Origin of the sequence: Pseudomonas sp. HT11, assembly GCF_044875395.1 — a bacterium.
Taxonomy (GTDB): Bacteria; Pseudomonadota; Gammaproteobacteria; order Pseudomonadales; family Pseudomonadaceae; genus Aquipseudomonas.
Map to the genome: position 1 here is coordinate 1,721,430 of NZ_CP173217.1, position 17,972 is coordinate 1,739,401.

15 protein-coding genes are annotated in these 17,972 nt (G+C 61.2%); 7 read left to right on the plus strand and 8 right to left on the minus strand.

The window, feature by feature from the left end:
• Nucleotides 1-8: 8 nt before the first annotated feature.
• Nucleotides 9-3,458, minus strand: a complete 3,450-nt coding sequence (mfd, locus tag ABWL43_RS07810; RefSeq protein ID WP_106576928.1) for a transcription-repair coupling factor — start codon at nt 3,456-3,458, stop codon at nt 9-11.
• 340 nt (nt 3,459-3,798) lie between these two features.
• On the opposite strand from mfd, the gene ABWL43_RS07815 reads away from it, so the two are divergent.
• Nucleotides 3,799-5,262 carry a glyceraldehyde-3-phosphate dehydrogenase gene (locus ABWL43_RS07815; RefSeq protein WP_242193946.1) on the plus strand — a complete coding sequence of 488 codons (1,464 nt, stop codon included), beginning with the start codon at nt 3,799-3,801 and terminating at the stop codon, nt 5,260-5,262.
• 164 nt (nt 5,263-5,426) lie between these two features.
• Here ABWL43_RS07815 and ABWL43_RS07820 read toward each other — a convergent pair whose 3' ends face one another.
• Together ABWL43_RS07820 and ABWL43_RS07825 are read right to left on the minus strand one after the other, a co-directional pair.
• On the minus strand, nt 5,427-6,725 hold the full coding sequence (locus ABWL43_RS07820) for an MFS transporter (protein ID WP_145163047.1): 1,299 nt from the start codon (nt 6,723-6,725) through the stop codon (nt 5,427-5,429).
• Between the two features lie 196 nt (nt 6,726-6,921).
• Nucleotides 6,922-7,464 carry a chalcone isomerase family protein gene (locus ABWL43_RS07825; protein WP_404487377.1) on the minus strand — a complete coding sequence of 181 codons (543 nt, stop codon included), beginning with the start codon at nt 7,462-7,464 and terminating at the stop codon, nt 6,922-6,924.
• Nucleotides 7,465-7,699: 235 nt separating this feature from the next.
• Between ABWL43_RS07825 and sthA the strand changes: the two genes are divergently transcribed.
• Complete coding sequence (gene sthA / locus ABWL43_RS07830; RefSeq protein ID WP_005786183.1) at nt 7,700-9,094, plus strand: Si-specific NAD(P)(+) transhydrogenase; 1,395 nt, start codon at nt 7,700-7,702, stop codon at nt 9,092-9,094.
• Between the two features lie 42 nt (nt 9,095-9,136).
• On the opposite strand, the gene ABWL43_RS07835 is transcribed toward sthA, so the two are convergent.
• Both ABWL43_RS07835 and ABWL43_RS07840 read right to left on the minus strand, forming a co-directional pair.
• Nucleotides 9,137-9,859, minus strand: a complete 723-nt coding sequence (locus tag ABWL43_RS07835; RefSeq protein ID WP_106576925.1) for a glycerophosphodiester phosphodiesterase family protein — start codon at nt 9,857-9,859, stop codon at nt 9,137-9,139.
• A gap of 44 nt (nt 9,860-9,903) precedes the next feature.
• Nucleotides 9,904-10,488, minus strand: a complete 585-nt coding sequence (locus ABWL43_RS07840; protein WP_242193941.1) for a PilZ domain-containing protein — start codon at nt 10,486-10,488, stop codon at nt 9,904-9,906.
• Nucleotides 10,489-10,582: 94 nt separating this feature from the next.
• Between ABWL43_RS07840 and ABWL43_RS07845 the strand changes: the two genes are divergently transcribed.
• Genes ABWL43_RS07845 through ABWL43_RS07855 form a run of 3 tightly spaced genes read left to right on the plus strand, consistent with a single transcriptional unit; the run spans nt 10,583 to nt 13,829 of the window.
• Entirely contained in the window at nt 10,583-11,833 is a 1,251-nt protein-coding gene (locus tag ABWL43_RS07845) for a lipoprotein-releasing ABC transporter permease subunit (protein WP_145163052.1), read from the plus strand.
• Between the two features lie 7 nt (nt 11,834-11,840).
• Complete coding sequence (lolD, locus tag ABWL43_RS07850) at nt 11,841-12,524, plus strand: lipoprotein-releasing ABC transporter ATP-binding protein LolD (RefSeq protein WP_017477213.1); 684 nt, start codon at nt 11,841-11,843, stop codon at nt 12,522-12,524.
• 60 nt (nt 12,525-12,584) lie between these two features.
• A complete protein-coding gene (locus tag ABWL43_RS07855) occupies nt 12,585-13,829 on the plus strand; it encodes a lipoprotein-releasing ABC transporter permease subunit (protein ID WP_106576921.1) in 1,245 nt (414 codons plus the stop codon).
• 106 nt (nt 13,830-13,935) lie between these two features.
• Here the strand turns inward: ABWL43_RS07855 and ABWL43_RS07860 are convergent, their stop codons facing one another.
• Together ABWL43_RS07860 and ABWL43_RS07865 are read right to left on the minus strand one after the other, a co-directional pair.
• Complete coding sequence (locus tag ABWL43_RS07860) at nt 13,936-15,291, minus strand: heavy metal sensor histidine kinase (protein ID WP_404488376.1); 1,356 nt, start codon at nt 15,289-15,291, stop codon at nt 13,936-13,938.
• Nucleotides 15,288-15,968 (minus strand): heavy metal response regulator transcription factor, encoded by a 681-nt coding sequence (locus tag ABWL43_RS07865; RefSeq protein ID WP_404487378.1) that lies wholly within the window; start codon nt 15,966-15,968, stop codon nt 15,288-15,290. Before ABWL43_RS07865 ends, ABWL43_RS07860 begins: the two co-directional genes overlap by 4 nt.
• A 156-nt stretch (nt 15,969-16,124) precedes the next feature.
• On the opposite strand from ABWL43_RS07865, the gene ABWL43_RS07870 reads away from it, so the two are divergent.
• Nucleotides 16,125-16,646 (plus strand): plastocyanin/azurin family copper-binding protein, encoded by a 522-nt coding sequence (locus ABWL43_RS07870; RefSeq protein ID WP_119739217.1) that lies wholly within the window; start codon nt 16,125-16,127, stop codon nt 16,644-16,646.
• Nucleotides 16,647-16,712: 66 nt separating this feature from the next.
• Entirely contained in the window at nt 16,713-17,543 is an 831-nt protein-coding gene (queF, locus tag ABWL43_RS07875; protein WP_404487379.1) for an NADPH-dependent 7-cyano-7-deazaguanine reductase QueF, read from the plus strand.
• Between the two features lie 136 nt (nt 17,544-17,679).
• On the opposite strand, the gene ABWL43_RS07880 is transcribed toward queF, so the two are convergent.
• Nucleotides 17,680-17,946, minus strand: coding sequence for a DUF4404 family protein (locus ABWL43_RS07880; RefSeq protein WP_106576917.1), 267 nt, complete (start codon nt 17,944-17,946; stop codon nt 17,680-17,682).
• Nucleotides 17,947-17,972: the final 26 nt, after the last annotated feature.

Consider the following 17,972-nt stretch of genomic DNA (forward strand, 5'->3'; position numbering starts at 1 on the left):
GGCGTCCTTCAAGCAGATTTCGGGATGAGGCGCTCAAACAGCGCCTCTAATGTATTAAAGCGTTCTTCGGCACGTTCCATCGGCACCATGAACTTGAACAGCGTAGCCCCTTCGAACTTGTAGCGGTTGGGCTGGCCCTGAATCAGCTTGATCAGCACCAGTGGGTCCACCGGCGTTTGCGCTTCGAACTCGATACGCCCGCCTTGCGGCCCGGCGTCGACCTTCTTGATGCCCAGTTGCTCGGCCTGCAATTTGAGCAGGGTCAGGCGCACCAGGTTCTTGGTCGGTTCCGGCAACAGGCCGAAGCGGTCGATCATCTCCACCTGCAGGTCCTTGAGACCTTCTTCGTCGGTAGCCGAGGCGATGCGCTTGTACAGAATCAGCCGCGCGTGCACATCCGGCAGGTAGTCTTCGGGAATCAATGCCGGCAAGCGCAGGTTGATTTCCGGGCCGCCACCCAAGGGTTGATCGAGGTTCGGTTGTTCGCCCTTGCGGATGGCTTTCACCGCGCGCTCAAGCATTTCCATATAGAGGGTGAAACCCACGGCCTGGATCTGCCCGCTCTGGCCGTCGCCGAGCAGTTCGCCGGCGCCACGGATTTCCAGGTCGTTGGTGGCCAGCACAAAGCCGGCACCGAGGTCCTGGGTGTTGGCGATCGCCTCCAGGCGCTTTTCGGCGTCGGAGGTAATCTGCTGGCGCGGCGGCGTCAGCAAGTAGGCATAGGCCTGGTGGTGACTGCGCCCGACGCGGCCGCGCAACTGGTGCAGCTGCGCCAGGCCGAACTTGTCTGCGCGCTCGATGATGATGGTGTTGGCGCTCGGCACGTCGATGCCGGTCTCGATGATGGTCGAGGCGATCAGCACGTTGAAGCGCTTGTGGTAGAAGTCGCTCATCACCTGTTCGAGTTCGCGCTCGCGCATCTGCCCGTGGCCGATGGCGATGCGGGCTTCCGGCACCAGTTCGGCGAGGTCGGCGGCGCATTTCTCGATGGTTTTGACGTCATTGTGCAGGTAGTACACCTGGCCGCCGCGCAGCAGTTCACGCAACAGCGCTTCCTTGACCGTGCTTTTGTTCTGTTCCATCACGAAGGTGCGCACCGACAGGCGACGTGCCGGCGGCGTGGCGATGATCGACAGGTCACGCATGCCCGACACGGCCATGTTCAGCGTGCGCGGAATCGGCGTGGCGGTGAGGGTGAGGATGTCGACTTCGCTGCGCAGGTTCTTCAGTTGTTCTTTCTGACGCACACCGAAGCGGTGCTCTTCGTCGATGATCACCAAACCAAGGTTTTTGATCTTTACATCGTCCGACAGCAGCTTGTGGGTGCCGATCACGATATCGATCTTGCCTTCGGCCAAGTCGGCGACGGCGGCATTCACTTCCTTGGCGGACTTGAAGCGGCTCATCACCTCCACGCTCACCGGCCAGTCGGCAAAGCGGTCGCGAAAGCTGTTGTAGTGTTGTTGGGCGAGCAGGGTGGTCGGCACCAGAATCGCCACCTGCTTGCCGCCATGCACGGCAATAAAGGCGGCGCGCATGGCCACTTCGGTTTTGCCGAAGCCCACGTCGCCGCACACCAGGCGGTCCATCGGCTTGGGCGCGAGCATGTCGGCGCGCACGGCTTCGATGGTGGTTTGCTGGTCAGGGGTTTCTTCAAACGCAAAGCCGGCGCTGAAGGTGGCGTAGTCGGCTTTCGGGTCGGCGAAGGCATAACCTTCGCGAGCTGCGCGGCGTGCATAGATGTCGAGCAGCTCGGCGGCGACGTCGCGCACCTGTTCGGCGGCTTTGCGCTTGGCTTTCTGCCAGGTCTCGGAGCCCAGGCGGTGCAACGGCGCCAGGGCGTCGTCGCTGCCGGTGTAGCGCGCGATCAGGTGCAGGCTGGCCACCGGCACGTAAAGCTTGGCGCCCTCGGCGTATTCCATGGTGAGGAATTCGGCGGCCTGGTTGTCGATCTCCAGGGTTTGCAGCCCGAGGTAGCGACCCACGCCGTGGTCGATATGCACCACCGGCGCGCCTTCGCGCAGCTCGGTCAGGTTCTTGATCACTGCGTCGTTGTTGATGTCGGCGCGTTTTTCACGGCGGCGGCGCTGCATCACGCGCTGGCCGAACAGCGGACTCTCGGCGATCAGCGCCAAGGCTGGGTCATCCAGCAACAAACCTTCATCCAGCGGCGCGATGGTGATCGCCAGGCGGTCTTTGCTCTTAACAAAGTCCGGCCAGCTGTCGACGGTTTTCGGGCGCAGCTTCAGGCGTTCCAGCAGTTCCAGCAGCACTTCGCGACGGCCGGCGGATTCGGCGGTAAACAGCACGCGGCCGGGGAAGTCGCCGAGGAAGTTGGATAACGCTTCCAGCGGCTGCGTGGCTTTGGCCTGGATCGCCAGGTCCGGCAGTGTGCTCGCCGGGAAGCGCTCGCGGCCGCTGCCGGCGTCCACGTCCTGTTGGCTGGCGACCACGCGCGGCCAGTTTTTCAAGCGGGCGAAGCAGTCTTCCACCGGCAGAAACAGCTCGGCCGGCGGCAATAAAGGCCGCGATGGATCGACGCGGCGCTCTTCATAGCGATTGCGCACATCGTTCCAGAAGTTTTCCGCCGCCTGCTCGATCCCCGGCAGCGAGAACACCTGAGTGTCCTGAGGCAGGTAGTCGAACAGGGTGGAGGTTTCGTCAAAGAACAGCGGCAGGTAGTACTCGATACCGGCCGGTGTAATCCCGCTGCTCAGGTCCTGAAAGATCGGGCAGCGCCGGAAGTCCACGTCGAAGCGTTCGCGAAAGCGGGCCTTGAAGCGTGTGACGGCATCTTTTTGCAGCGGGAATTCCCGCGCCGGCAGCAGCTTGATCGACTCGACTTTATCAATCGAGCGCTGGTTCTCCGGGTCGAAGGTGCGCAGTGTCTCGATTTCGTCGTCGAACAGGTCGATGCGGTACGGCAGTTTGCTGCCCATCGGGAACAGGTCGATCAGCGCGCCGCGCACGGCGAACTCGCCGTGTTCGTACACCGTGTCGACGCAGCGGTAGCCGCTGGCTTCCAGGCGCGTGCGCATCTGTTCCACGTCGAGTTTCTGGCCGATATCCAGCACCAGGCTGCTGCCCAGCAGAAACTTGGTCGGCGCCAGGCGATGCAGGGCCGTGGTGATCGGCACCACCAGTACGCCGTGGGCCAGTTCCGGCAAGCGGTACAGGCTGGCGATGCGCTGGGAAATGATGTCCTGGTGCGGCGAAAACAGGTCGTAAGGCAGGGTTTCCCAGTCGGGAAAGTGCAGCACCGGCAAATCGGGGGCGAAGAAGCTCAGCTCCTGCTCCAGTCGCTCGGCGCTTTGGCTGTCGGCGGTGAGCAGCAGGGTAAAGCGCTTGGCTGCGCTGGCAGCCTCGGCGATGGCCAGGCTCAGGGCGGCACCGGGCAGGTTGCCCCAGTGCTGTTTACCTGCCGCAGCAGGGAGAATCGGTAGACGCAGAACGGGCACGGAAGGTTGAGCTCCAAGCGTTGCGACAAAGTCGGTAATTGTAACGGCCCGAGGTGCCGCCTGTCAGTTGCTGACTGAGCCTATTACGGTTTGCAGGAAATGTAGTGGCTAAGACAAACAATGGTGGGTTTTGACTCAATATGTAGTGCCAAAAAGTGCGGATGTTTCGGAGGGTTACGGACAAGTTGGCGGCGTGGCGCCATTGGTGGCCTTCTGGAACCCGCGTATTTACTGGGCTGTAGCGGGGTGGTGTTTTTTTGCAAGCGCTTTTTGTTGTGGTTGGCGCATTGCTCAACGGCCGGTCGGACGACATAATGTAGCCCCTTTTTTCTGCCCCTACATGTGGAAGGTTCCCGTGACTCAGAAGCCCGACCAGTGTCTTGGTGAATGGATCGACCGTGAAGCACTCGCTGAAGCGATGATTCCGCTTATCGGTCAGCTGTACCGCAATAACAATGTGGTGAGCTCGATCTATGGCCGCAGCCTGATCAACCAATCAGTCATCGCGATTCTCAAGGCGCATCGCTTTGCTCGCCATCGTTCCGCCGACGACAGCGAACTCTCCGTCCACGAAACATTCCCTCTGCTTAAAGCCATGAGCGAGCTCAAGCTCGGCGCGGCCTCGGTAGACCTGGGCAAATTGGCTTACAAATTCCGCAAAGAAGGCGCTGGCCGTACCGCCGAGCAGTTCGTGCGTGAAGAAATGGCCGATGTGGTTGGCCAGCAAAACGCCGCTGCCCGCAAAGGCACCGACGTTGTGCTGTACGGCTTTGGCCGTATCGGCCGCCTGCTGGCGCGCATCCTGATCGAAAAAACCGGTGGCGGCGACGGCCTGCGCCTGCGCGCTATCGTTGTGCGCAAAGGCGCCGAGAACGACCTGACCAAACGCGCCAGCCTGCTGCGCCGCGACTCGGTACACGGTCCGTTCAACGGCACCATCGTCATCGACGAAGAAAACAACACCATCACCGCCAACGGTAACCTGATCCAGGTGATCTACGCGAAGAACCCGTCTGAGGTGGATTACACCCAGTACGGCATCAAGGACGCCCTGCTGGTAGACAACACCGGCGTATGGCGTGATGCCGAGGGCCTGGGCCAACACCTGGCCTGCCCGGGTATCGACCGCGTTGTGCTGACGGCGCCTGGCAAAGGCAAGCTGAAGAACATCGTTCACGGTATCAACCACGGCGAAATCACCGCTGAGGACAAGATCGTGTCGGCTGCTTCCTGCACCACCAATGCCATCGTGCCGGTGCTGAAGGCTGTGAATGACAAGTTCGGCATCGTTAACGGTCACGTTGAAACGGTTCACTCGTACACCAACGACCAGAACCTGATCGACAACTTCCACAAAGGCGATCGCCGTGGCCGTAGCGCCGCGTTGAACATGGTCATCACCGAGACCGGTGCTGCCACCGCTGCTGCCAAGGCCCTGCCTGAGCTGGCCGGCAAGCTGACCGGTAACGCGATCCGCGTGCCGACGCCGAACGTGTCGATGGCCATTCTCAACCTGAACCTTGAGAAAGCCGCTACCCGTGAAGAAATGAACGAGTACCTGCGCTACATGGCGCTGCACTCCGACCTGCATAAGCAGATCGACTTCGTTAATTCGCAGGAAGTGGTGTCGACCGACTTCGTGGGCTCGCGCCACGCCGGTGTGGTGGATGCCGAGGCGACCATCACCCAGGACAACCGTGTTGTGCTGTACGTCTGGTACGACAACGAGTTCGGTTACAGCTGCCAAGTGGTTCGCGTGATGGAAGACATGGCTGGTGTTAACCCGCCTGCATTCCCGCGCTAAGCATTAGCGGTCAATGAAAAAGCCCCGACTGGTTCGGGGCTTTTTTATGGCTTCTGTTTTTGTGGTGAATGTTCGGGCCTCATCGCGGGCAAACCCGGCTCCCACAGTGTTGACGTGTGAATACAGTCAAAGGTGGGAGCTGGCTTGCCTGCGATAGCGGTCTATCAGGCGCCGCCAACCACCGAGGCCTGCGCAGTGCGCAGTTCATGCCGATTGCCCTTGAACAGTATCAATGTAGCGATCAAGCCGAGTATCGCCGCACCACTGAGCCAGATCCCAGGCGCGGCCTTGTTGTCCAGCACATGGATCAGGTAGGTGCACGCCGCTGGCGTAAACCCACCAAAGGTCGCCGTCGCCAGGCTGTAGGCCAGGGAAAACCCGGTAGTGCGCACTTCCACCGGCATGATCTCGGTAAGCGCCACCACCATCGCACCGTTGTACGAGCCATACAGGAACGACAGCCACAGCAGCACGATCAGCAGATGGCTGAAGCTCGGATTGGCCACCAGCCACGACAACGCCGGATACGCGGTAAGAATCGCCAGAATCGTCGCGCCCAGCAGCAGGGGTTTGCGTCCGATCTTGTCGGACACCGCGCCCATCACCGGCAGCCAGATGAAATTGGAGATGCCCACGCACACGGTTACCAGCAACGCGTCGAAGTCCGACAAGTGCAGCTCGGCCTTGCCGAAAGTCGGGGTGTAGGCGGTGATCAGGTAGAACGACACGGTGGTCATCACCACCAGCGCCATGCCGGCGATGACGATGCCGAAGTTCTGACCGATCGAGCGCACGATTTCCTGCAGGGTAGGGCGGTGTTTACGTGCCTGGAACTCAGGGGTTTCTTCCAGCGAGCGGCGAATCACGAAGATCACCGGCACGATCAGGCAGCCGATCAGGAACGGCACGCGCCAGCCCCAGTCACCCATCTCTTGCGGGCTGAGCCAGTGGTTCAGGCCCACGCCTAGCAACCCGGCGAACACCACCGCGGCTTGCTGGCTGGCGGACTGCCAACTGACGAAGAAGCCTTTGCGCCCGGGTGTGGCGATCTCTGCCAGGTACACCGACACACCACCCAGCTCGACGCCGGCGGAGAAACCTTGCAGCAAGCGACCAAACAGCACCAGCAACGGCGCCGCCACGCCCAGGGTGGCATAGCCAGGGACGCAAGCGATGAGGACGGTGCCGGCGGCCATCATGGCCAGGGTGATGACCAGGCCTTTTTTACGGCCGTGGCGGTCGATGTAGGCGCCGAGGAAGATCGCGCCCAGGGGACGCATCAGGAAACCGGCGCCGAAGGTCGCCAGGGACAGCATCAGCGAGGCGAAGGCGCTGTCGGTGGGAAAGAAGGTTTTGGCAATGGCCGTGGCGTAGAAGCCGTAGACCATGAAGTCGAACATCTCTAGGAAGTTGCCGCTGACAACGCGAAAAATCGCCCTGCCTTTGCCCGTGGTAGTGGACATGTCATGCACTCATTTTGGCTATCTTATTAGTGATCCCTGGTCATCACTCGTCCTTGCTGCGCTTTTGTAACCATATGTGTATTAGCCACTACCGGCAATAGAAACCGATAGCCAGCTGACTGAATGCGCAGGTGTCTTGGCGGGTAAAAATCACTGTGGGAGCTGGCAAGCCAGCTCCCACAGGATTTTGTGTTGATCAGTTGAGGAGGGAGTTGCGCAAGCTGTCGGACAAGCCCTTCGGCGCCAGCCAAATGCCGAGATAGGCTTTTGCCAATTCCTCATCGCGGCTGCTGAACACCACCTTGTCGTTGATCTCCAGATTCAACCCACGCCCAGTTCGAACGTCGAGGGCATACCGGTCGCCACTGCGGATATCGCGGAAACTCGCGTGCAGCCGATCCAGTTCGGGCTTCAAGCGGGCTAGGGTGGCGCTGCTGTGCTGGCGCTCCAGGGTCGTGGTGGCCGCTTTGATCACGTCGTTACGGTCGATGTCGCGAAAGTAATACAGCGCCAGGCGCAGATTCTTTTGCTGATCCCAGGCGGCTCTCGCACTGGTATCGGCGGGGGCATACACCGCTGCCGCATACACATCCGCCCAGAGATACACCAGCACCGCCTGGTTTTTCAGGACCAGGTCATGAGATTGCGCAGCAAAACCGGCCTGCTTCAGGCGCTCCGCCTCACTGGCCTGCACTGCCACGCAGAAAATCAGCAATAAACAGAAAACGACATGCCGCATAATGGCTCTTCCTGCAAACGGTGCGTGTCAGCAGTCTAATTGCAATTTGCGGGTTCTGTAGTAAAGGCAAGACTGGCCTACGACGCGACCAAGGGTTAATGTTCGCGGCGTTGAGCCTTCTATAGACTGTGCCCCGGCTCACACACTTGAGCCAAATTGTCCTTCATGCCCGCTGGCCGCGGCATGATTTAGCCAGGCGTCCAACCGTACGCCTGGCCTGTTCTGAGGAGTACGCATGGCTGTCTACAACTACGACGTGGTGGTACTGGGTTCCGGCCCGGCTGGAGAAGGTGCGGCGATGAACGCCGCCAAAGCTGGGCGCAAGGTGGCGATGGTCGATAGCCGTCGCCAGGTCGGCGGTAACTGCACCCACCTGGGTACCATCCCGTCCAAGGCCTTGCGTCACTCGGTGCGCCAGATCATGCAGTTCAACACCAACCCGATGTTCCGGGCCATTGGTGAGCCGCGCTGGTTCTCGTTCCCGGACGTATTGAAAAGCGCCGAAAAAGTCATCTCCAAGCAAGTCGCGTCGCGCACCGGCTACTACGCCCGTAACCGCGTCGACCTGTTCTTCGGCACCGGCAGTTTTGCCGACGAGCAGACCGTCGAAGTGGTCTGCGCCAACGGCGTGGTCGAGAAGCTGGTGGCCAAGCACATCATCATCGCCACCGGTTCGCGCCCGTATCGCCCGGCCGATATCGATTTCCACCACCCGCGTATCTACGATAGCGACACCATCCTGAGCCTGGGCCACACCCCGCGCAAATTGATCATCTACGGCGCCGGCGTGATTGGCTGTGAATACGCCTCGATCTTCAGCGGCCTGGGTGTATTGGTGGAGCTGGTGGATAACCGCGACCAGTTGCTGAGCTTCCTCGACTCGGAAATTTCCCAGGCGTTGAGTTACCACTTCAGCAACAACAACATCACCGTGCGCCACAACGAAGAGTACGAGCGGGTCGAAGGCCTGGACAACGGTGTGATCCTGCACCTCAAGTCCGGCAAGAAGATCAAGGCCGACGCCTTGCTGTGGTGCAACGGCCGTACCGGCAACACCGACAAGCTGGGCATGGAAAACATCGGCGTGAAGGTCAACAGCCGTGGCCAGATCGAAGTCGACGAGAACTACCGCACCTGCGTGACCAACATCTATGGCGCCGGTGACGTGATCGGCTGGCCAAGCCTGGCCAGTGCCGCGCATGACCAGGGCCGTTCAGCGGCCGGCAGCATTGTCGACAACGGCAGCTGGCGCTATGTGAACGACGTGCCGACCGGTATCTACACGATTCCGGAGATCAGCTCGATCGGCAAGAACGAACACGAACTGACCAAGGCCAAGGTGCCTTACGAAGTCGGCAAGGCGTTCTTCAAGAGCATGGCGCGTGCGCAGATCGCCGGTGAGCCGCAAGGCATGCTCAAGATCCTGTTCCACCGCGAGACCCTGGAAGTCCTCGGCGTGCATTGCTTCGGCTACCAGGCCTCGGAGATCGTGCACATCGGCCAGGCCATCATGAACCAGCCGGGTGAGCAAAATACCCTCAAGTACTTTGTGAACACCACGTTCAACTACCCGACCATGGCCGAAGCCTATCGGGTAGCGGCCTACGACGGCCTCAACCGGCTTTTTTGAGCGGCTCCGGCCGGTGGCCTGAGCCGGCCGGGGAGACCGATTTCAGTAATTCTCGAGGGTGGCAGTGGCCAAACCGGGAAAGTCTGTAATCAGGCTATCTACGCCGAAGTCAGCGAGCCTGCGCATCAGCGCCGGTTCGTTGACCGTCCACACGGACACGTGCAGACCCTGGCGCTGGGCTTTTTCCAGACGCTCGGGGGTGCACAACGTCCAGTTCAATGCCAGGTATTCACAGCCGTAGTTTTGCGCGACCTTCAGCGGGTCGAGCCAGGCGTATTCGGCGACCAGGCCGCGTGACAGGTCCGGGGTGAGTTCAACCGCCGCTTTTAAGACTTCCCGCGAACTTGAGGTCACGGTGACCTTGTCCATCAGGCCATGACGCACAGCCATCTCACGAATTGCCAGTACGGTCGTCGCGGCGCGGGTACGCGAAGCGCTTTTGACTTCGAGCTGCCAGTGATCGAAGTCGCATTTTTCGAACAACTCTTCAAGGCGTGGGATCGGGCAGGGGCTGACCCAACCCGGGCCGCCTTTGCGCGCGTCCATCTTCACAAGGTCGGCTGCCGAATACTCGACGACTTTGCCGCGCCGGTCGGTGGTGCGTTTAAGGGTCGGGTCGTGGATGACCATCAGCTCGCCGTCCATGGACAGGTGCAAATCCAGTTCGCAGCGGCGTACGCCGTGCTTGAGGCACTCCTGAAAGCTGGTCAGGGTGTTTTCCGGTGCTTCGCCTTTGGCACCGCGGTGGCCATAAATCAGGGTCACAGTTGCTCCTTTGCGCCAGATAGCCCGGCGGGGTCATACGAGATTCAGGTGTCTTGGGCGTCGCTTTGTTCCCGCGCCAGGCGTCGTTCCTGGGCTTGTTTTTGCAGGATGTAGCGCGCCAGCAATTGGCGTTGGGCATCGGTCATCGATTCGAATTCCGTGCCCACGTCAAAGCCGTCGCCCTTGGCGTCGCAATGCGTCACGCGGGCACGCAGCAGCAAGCCGAGCGCCTGGGGCATCAATACCAGCTTGACCGCCAGGTGCGTGTCGGGCGCCAGCGGCGTTGGGTGCTGGAAGTCGATACCGCCTTCGGAAAGGATCACCGGCTGCGGCGCGCCCACCTCATCGAGCAGGCCGCGCGCCATGATCTGACTGAGCAGGTCCACGCGTTTGTTCTGGACTTTGAGGAAGGCGGCCAGGCTGCGATCTTTCTCGCTGATCTGGCGCAGCAGGTGCTGGGCTTCGAATTCGCTGAGGTGCAATTCGCTGAGCAGGTTGAACAGCGGCGAATCATCCAGCAACACTTCCTTGCTCGCCGCTTCGGGGGCAGAGAGGGTGCTGATTTGAAGTGCGATCATGTCGTCGATACGGTAGTATTCGCGGCGCTCTTCTTCATCTAATGTCGACATGGCGAACCCAAAGTAGCGGTAATGGTCTGAGTGTAAAGCTGCTTACCTGACCCCGCCACCGGGACGTCTTCTTTTCCTCCGAACAAGCCCCGACATGTTCAGACCTCTCTTCGTATTTATCGGCACGCGTTATACCCGTGCAAAGCGTCGCAATCATTTTGTGTCGTTCATTTCCCTGACCTCGATGATCGGGCTCGCCTTGGGCGTGGTCGTGATGATCGTGGTGCTGTCGGTGATGAACGGCTTCGATCATGAGATGCGCACCCGCGTGCTGGGCATGGTGCCCCACGCGACCATCGAGGGCGATTCGCCCATCAGCGACTGGCCAAGCCTTGCCGACAAGGTCAAGCAGAACCCCAAGGTGGTGGCCGTTGCGCCGTTTACCCAGATGCAGGGGTTGCTGACCAACGACGGCAAGGTGCAGAAAATCCTGCTCAATGGCATCGACCCGGCTCAGGAACGTAACGTGTCGATCATCGACAAGTTTATGTTGCAGGGCAAACTCGACGACCTGGCGCCCGGCAGCTTTGGCATCGTGATCGGCGACAAGGCGGCGGCCAAGCTCGGCGTGAACATCGGCGACAAGCTGACCTTCGTCGCCCCGGAAGTCACCGTGACCCCGGCCGGCATGTTCCCGCGCATGAAGCGCTTCACCGTGGTCGGCACCTTCCACGTCGGCGCCGGCGAGATCGATGGCTACCTCGGCCTGACCAACCTCACCGACCTGGCGCGCCTGCATCGCTGGAAGCCGGATCAGGTGCAGGGCCTGCGCCTCAAATTCAACGACCTGTTCGACGCCCCGCGCGGCGCCTGGGAAATCGCCCAGCACCTGGGTGAATCCCAGTATTACGCCCGCGACTGGACCCGCACCCACGGCAACCTCTACCAGGCCATCCGCATGGAAAAAGCCATGATCGGCCTGCTGTTGCTGCTGATCGTCGCCGTGGCCGCGTTCAACATCATTTCCACGCTGGTGATGGTGGTGAACGACAAGAAAGGCGACATCGCCATCCTGCGTACCCTGGGCGCCACGCCGGGGCAGATCATGGCGATCTTCATGGTGCAGGGCACCGTGATCGGCGTGGTCGGCACCTTGATCGGCACCGCGGTCGGCATCCTGGCCGCGCTGAACGTCAGCGCCGCCATCGCCGCGCTGGAAAAAGTCATCGGTCACAAGTTTCTCAACGCCGACGTCTACTTCATCGACTACTTGCCGTCCCAGGTTCAGGCCCAGGACGTGTTGATGGTAGGCGGCGCCGCGTTGGTATTGAGCTTCCTTGCCACCCTGTATCCAGCCTGGCGCGCGGCACGTACCCAGCCAGCACAGGCCTTACGTTATGAGTGAATCGGGCATGAGTGAAAAAGCAATCCTGAGCTGCCGCAACCTGGGCAAATCCTACGAGGAAGGTCCGGAATCGGTGGTGGTGTTGTCCAACCTGCAACTTGAGCTGCACCCGGGCGAACGCGTGGCGATCGTCGGCAGTTCCGGCTCTGGCAAAAGTACCTTGCTCAACCTGTTGGGCGGCCTGGATACGCCGTCCCAGGGCAGCGTGTGGCTGGCTGGCGAAGAGCTGTCGGCCCTGGGGGAGAAGGCGCGTGGCCAACTGCGTAACCGCTCGTTGGGTTTTGTGTACCAGTTCCACCACCTGCTGCCGGAATTCACCGCGCTGGAAAACGTGTGCATGCCGCTGCTGATCGGCAAGACCGCGATCCCGGAAGCCCGCCAGCGCGCCAAGGCATTGCTGGAGCGCGTCGGCCTCGGTCATCGCCTGGAGCACAAGCCGGCCGAGTTGTCCGGTGGCGAGCGCCAGCGTGTAGCGATTGCCCGTGCCCTGGTCAACAACCCAGGCCTGGTGATGCTCGATGAGCCAACCGGCAACCTCGACTCCCACACCGCCCAGGGCATCAAGGATTTGATGCTCGAACTGAGCACCCAGATGCGCACCGCGTTCCTGGTGGTGACCCATGACATGAGCATGGCCCGCCAGATGGACCGCGTGCTGCACCTGCAGGAAGGTCACTTGGTCGCCATCTGACCCGTTTCAAGCCCGGCGCCTGGCGCTGGGCTTTTTCATTTTTTTAAACGGTGCCCGCGAATGTTCAGACCGTTATCGATTTTCATCGGCACGCGCTATACCCGCGCCAAGCGCCGCAACCGTTTTGTTTCGTTTATCTCGATGACCTCGATGATCGGCCTCGCCCTGGGCGTGCTGGCGATGATCGTGGTGTTGTCGGTGATGAACGGCTTCCAGCGCGAAATGAGCTCACGCATCCTCGGCATGGTGCCCCACGCGACCATCGTCGGCGTGAACCCGATTGATGACTGGCAGCCGGTGGCCGCCGCCGCCATGAAGAACCCGCAAGTGACTGCCGCTGTACCATTCACGCAGATGGACGGGATGTTCTCCTACAAGGGCGCGATGCAGCCGATCGAGATCAGCGGCGTCGACCCGGCCCAGGAAGGCAAAGTCTCGATCGTGGCCCAGCACATCGTGCGCGGCAAACTGGATGACCTGAAGGCCGGCGAGTTCGGTGTGGTCATCGGCGACATCACTGCACGGCGCTTCCGCCTGAACGTGGGTGACAAGCTGACCCTGATCGTGCCCGAAATCAGCACGGCGCCGGGTGGCATCACCCCGCGCATGCAGCGCTTGAACGTGGTTGGTATCTTCAAGGTCGGCGCCGAGCTGGATGGCTCCATGGCCCTGATCAACATGGCCGACGCCGCCGAAATCCAGCATTGGCAGCCGAACCAGGTGCAAAGCGTGCGCCTGGCGGTGAAAGACCTGTACGCGGCACCGAAGGTCTCGGCAGACATCGCCGCCAGCCTCGGCGCGGCCTACAAGCCGGATGACTGGACCCACACCCAGGGCAGCCTGTTCAGCGCAATGAAGATGGAAAAGACCATGATCGGCCTGTTGCTGCTGATGATCGTCGCCGTCGCCGCGTTCAACATCATCGCCACCTTGATCATGGTGGTGAACGACAAGGGCGCCGACATCGCGATCCTGCGCACCATTGGCGCCACGCCACGGCAGATCATGGCGATCTTCATGGTGCAGGGCACCGTGATCGGCATCGTCGGCACTTTGATCGGCGGTGTGCTGGGCGTGATTGCGGCGCTCAACGTGAGCGAACTGGTGGGTTGGCTGGAGCGTGTGACCGGGCAACATATCTTCAGTTCGGACGTGTATTTCGTCAGCAACCTGCCTTCGGAACTGCAGGGCGGCGACGTGCTGCTGATTTGCACGGCCGGGTTTGTGTTGAGCTTTTTGGCGACGATTTACCCGGCGTATCGGGCGGCGAAGATTGAGCCGGCGCATGCGCTCAGGTATTCGTAAGGTCTGAGACCGCTATCGCAGGCAAGCCAGCTCCCACATTCGAATGTATTCACACATCAAAAATGTGGGAGCGGGCTTGCCCGCGATAGGGCCGGAGCAGCTTGCATCAATCCCCCTTGGGCAACTCAATCACAAACCGCGTCCACCCAGCTTCAGACTCACCATAAATCCTCCCCCCATGCGCCCGCACAATCGACTGAGTAATCGCCAGCCCCAGCCCCGCATGCTCACTGCTGCCTTCACGGCGCGCCGGGTCAGCCCGATAAAACCGATCAAACAACCGCGGTAACAACGCCGCCGGAATACCTTCGCCCGTATTCTCCACGCTCAGCGTCACACCCCGCGCGGTTTCAGCCATCCGCACCCGCACCTCGCCACCGGCCGGGGTAAACCTGAGCGCGTTATCGAGCAAATTCGACAACGCCCGGCGCAACATGCCGCGATCACCCGCCGTATGCGCCGTGCCCTCGCGCACCAGGCTGACGTGCGCGTCCTCGGCCAGCAACGCGAAGAACTCGATCAACGCTTCCACTTCATCGTCCAGCACCAAGGCCTCGCGCTTGGGCATGAGCAAGCCATGGTCGGCTTTGGCCAGGTACAACATGTCATTCACCAGCTGGGCCATCCACTGCAACTCTTCCAGGTTGCTGTGAAGCGCCTCGCGGTAGTCCTCCAGCGGGCGTGGCTGGGTGAGGATGACTTGGGTGTGGGTCAGCAGGTTCGACAGCGGCGTGCGCAGTTCATGGGCGATGTCGGCGGAGAAGGCCGAGAGGCGCTGGAACGAGTCGTCCAGACGCCCGAGCATAGCGTTGAAGGCCTGGGCCAGTTCGGCCAGTTCAACCGGCATGTGCTGCTGGGGCAGGCGCTGAGTCAGCGAGTGCGCCGACACGCTGGCAGCCACTTCACCCATGCGCCTTAGCGGCCGCAACCCGCTGCGCGCGGCCCAGGCGCCGAGCAGCGCGGTGGCCAGGGCCGAGAGGCCGACGGTCAGCCAGATTAGGTGCTGCATGCGTTGCAGGAAGTGCTGGTGATGGGTGATGTCGAGCATCAGCGTCAATTGCGGCGAGCCGGGTTGGCCGGCGACCAATGGCGCGTTATACACGCGATACTCAGTCCCAGCGTTTTGCAGGCTGTGCAAGCCCGGTGCTTCAGGCAGGCTGATGCCGGGCGCGCCGTCAAACCAGCGCTGGCCTTGGGCAGTAACGCGCAGCGCCAGTTCGGGTTGGCGATTGAGCTCGGCGCGCAGTTGCGCCTCGCGTTGCGCAAATAATTGTGGCGAGTCGACCCCCTGCAAAGTGCTGCGCAGCGCCACCAGCTGGCTGTCGAGTTGTTGCTGGTCCAGCTCGATAAAGTGCGCCTCGCTGGCGTGGTTGAACAGCACGCCGGCGAGCAACGAAACCACGGCGGTGCACGCCGCAAACAGCAGCGCCAGACGGCTGGCCAGAGACAGGCGCTTGATCAATTGCACCGCTCCTCCAGCACATACCCCATGCCGCGCACGGTGTGGATCAGTTTGTTGGGGAAGCTGTCGTCGACTTTCAGGCGCAAACGGCGGATCGCCACTTCGATGATGTTGGTGTCGCTGTCGAAGTTCATGTCCCACACCTGCGAGGCGATCAACGACTTGGGCAGTACTTCGCCCTGGCGGCGCAGCAGCAGTTCCAGCAGGGAAAACTCCTTGGCGGTGAGGTCGATGCGCTGGCCGTCGCGTTCGACGCGGCGGCGGATCAGGTCCAGGCGCAGGTCGGCCAGTTGCAGCGCGGTTTCCTGTGGCGCGCTGCTGCCACGGCGTAACAGGCTGCGCACGCGGGCCAGCAGTTCGGAAAAGGCGAAAGGCTTGACCAGGTAATCGTCGGCGCCCAGTTCCAGGCCGTGCACGCGGTCTTCCACGGCATCGCGGGCGGTGAGGAACAGCACCGGAATGTCCAGGCCGGCGCTGCGTACCGCTTGCAGAATTTGCCAGCCGTCGCGGCCCGGCAGCATCACGTCAAGGATCAGCAAGTCGTAATCACCGGTCAGTGCCAAGTGTTGCCCGGTGGTGCCGTCGGCCACCAGCTCGGTGGTAAAGCCCGCCTCGCTCAGGCCCTGGCGCAGGTAATGGCCGGTTTTCGGTTGGTCTTCGACGATCAGCAGTTTCATGGGCGACTCTTGGCAGCGGTGAGCAACGGGTTTTATACCGTGGGTGCCAGGGCAGGGGCGCAACCTGACAAAGTTGTAATCTAGCAGTCAGCTGGCTGGCAGCGGCGCCATCTTAGAGTGCTGACAGAGCTGTTCACACACTTTTGGAGAATCGAGATGGCACTGCGTACACCTCTGATATTGGCGGGTTGCCTGTTGGCATTGAGTTTTGATGCGCTGGCGGACACGGCCCACACCTTTGCGTTCGGCCAGCCGGCAGCCGCCGATAAAGCCACGCGCACGGTGGAAGTGGTGCTGCAGGACATTTCCTTTTCGCCCAAGGCGTTGGACGTAAAAGCCGGTGAGACCGTGCGCTTTGTGCTGGTGAACAAAGGCCAATTGCTTCACGAATTCAACCTGGGCGACGCGGCGATGCACGCCGAACACCAGAAAGAAATGCTCAAGATGCAAGCCAGCGGCATGCTCACCGCCACTGGCATGGGCAAGATGGACCACAGCGCGATGGGGCACGGCGATATGGCGGGCATGCGGCATGACGATCCCAACAGCGTACTGGTCGAGCCGGGCAAGACCGCTGAGTTGACCTGGACCTTCACCAAGGCCACGGGCCTGGAGTTTGCCTGCAATATTCCGGGGCATTATCAGGCGGGCATGGTCGGCACGCTGACCGTTGAGTGAGGCGATTCTTAAGGGCGGGAGCAAAGGCTGGTAGACTGGCGCGGTTTATTTAGCCAGGTTTCCGCCATGCATCCCGCAGCCGAACATTCGCCGCTGGGCAAGTCCAGTGAATACATCTCCACTTACACCCCATCGTTGCTGTTCCCGATCCCTCGCGCCGCCAAATGGGCCGAGCTGGGCCTGAGCGCCGACACCCTGCCTTACAAGGGTGTGGATTTCTGGAACTGCTTCGAGCTGTCCTGGCTGCTGCCATCGGGCAAGCCGGTAGTGGCTATCGCAGAGTTCAGCATCCCGGCCGACTCGCCGAACATCATCGAGTCCAAGTCTTTCAAGCTGTACCTCAATTCGCTGAACCAGACCGCGTTTGCCGATACGGCCAGCCTGGAAGCGACACTGCGCACCGACCTCAGCGCAGCCGCTGGCAAGCCGGTCAGCGTGCGCATCCGCAGCCTGGCCGAGGTTGAAGCCGAGGGCGTGCAAGCCCTGCCGGGCGTGTGCATTGACGACCTCGACATCAGCGTCAGCAACTACGAACACCCACGTCCGGAGCTGCTGCGTTGCGATGACTCGCGCATCGTCGAGGAGAGCGTGCACAGCCACCTGCTCAAATCCAATTGCCCGGTTACCAGCCAGCCGGATTGGGGCAGTGTGGTGGTCGAGTACCGTGGCCACGCGCTGGATCACGCCAGCCTGCTGGAATATATCGTCAGCTTTCGCCAGCACTCGGACTTCCATGAGCAATGTGTGGAGCGGATCTTTCTCGACCTGCAGCGCTTGCTCAAGCCGCAGAAGCTGACCGTGTATGCGCGCTATGTGCGCCGCGGCGGGTTGGATATCAACCCGTATCGCAGCACTGAGGCTGTGCAGTTCCAGAACCTGCGCCTGGCCCGCCAGTAGCCTTCACGCAAAACAACTGTGGGAGCTGGCTTGCCTGCGATAGCGGTCTTTCAGTCATACATCTGGCGACTGATACACCGTCATCGCAGGCAAGCCAGCTCCCACATTTTGCTTCTGTGTTCGGCTTGGGCTCGGGTTAGATCCCGATATTGCCCAAGGTCACCACAATATTGCGCAAGGTCCCGGCAATGCCCGGGTGGTCCAGCTCGAAGCGTTCCACCGCCAGGTTCACGCCATCGGCAATGCTGGGGTCCTGAATCGCGCCTTCCAAAGGCTCTTGAACTTCAAGTTCGGCAATCAATGCTTCGAGTTCGTCGCGTTTCTCCGCCGACATCAGCGGGTCGCTATTCAATTGCTCGCGCAATTCTCTGACTTGGTCTTTCAGCTGTTCGCGGGCAGGCATGGCGTTCTTCCTTTTATCGATAGGCA

Excerpts from the sequence above, each read along its gene's own strand:
- ABWL43_RS07815 (WP_242193946.1), top strand. The coding sequence starts at position 3,799 with ATGTGGAAGGTTCCCGTGACTCAGAAGCCCGACCAGTGTCTTGGTGAA.
- ABWL43_RS07845 (WP_145163052.1), top strand. The coding sequence starts at position 10,583 with ATGTTCAGACCTCTCTTCGTATTTATCGGCACGCGTTATACCCGTGCA.
- ABWL43_RS07840 (WP_242193941.1), bottom strand. The coding sequence starts at position 10,488 with ATGTCGACATTAGATGAAGAAGAGCGCCGCGAATACTACCGTATCGAC.
- ABWL43_RS07870 (WP_119739217.1), top strand. The coding sequence starts at position 16,125 with ATGGCACTGCGTACACCTCTGATATTGGCGGGTTGCCTGTTGGCATTG.
- sthA (WP_005786183.1), top strand. The coding sequence starts at position 7,700 with ATGGCTGTCTACAACTACGACGTGGTGGTACTGGGTTCCGGCCCGGCT.
- ABWL43_RS07820 (WP_145163047.1), bottom strand. The coding sequence starts at position 6,725 with ATGTCCACTACCACGGGCAAAGGCAGGGCGATTTTTCGCGTTGTCAGC.
- ABWL43_RS07865 (WP_404487378.1), bottom strand. The coding sequence starts at position 15,968 with ATGAAACTGCTGATCGTCGAAGACCAACCGAAAACCGGCCATTACCTG.
- ABWL43_RS07825 (WP_404487377.1), bottom strand. The coding sequence starts at position 7,464 with ATGCGGCATGTCGTTTTCTGTTTATTGCTGATTTTCTGCGTGGCAGTG.
- queF (WP_404487379.1), top strand. The coding sequence starts at position 16,713 with ATGCATCCCGCAGCCGAACATTCGCCGCTGGGCAAGTCCAGTGAATAC.
- lolD (WP_017477213.1), top strand. The coding sequence starts at position 11,841 with ATGAGTGAAAAAGCAATCCTGAGCTGCCGCAACCTGGGCAAATCCTAC.
- ABWL43_RS07855 (WP_106576921.1), top strand. The coding sequence starts at position 12,585 with ATGTTCAGACCGTTATCGATTTTCATCGGCACGCGCTATACCCGCGCC.
- ABWL43_RS07880 (WP_106576917.1), bottom strand. The coding sequence starts at position 17,946 with ATGCCTGCCCGCGAACAGCTGAAAGACCAAGTCAGAGAATTGCGCGAG.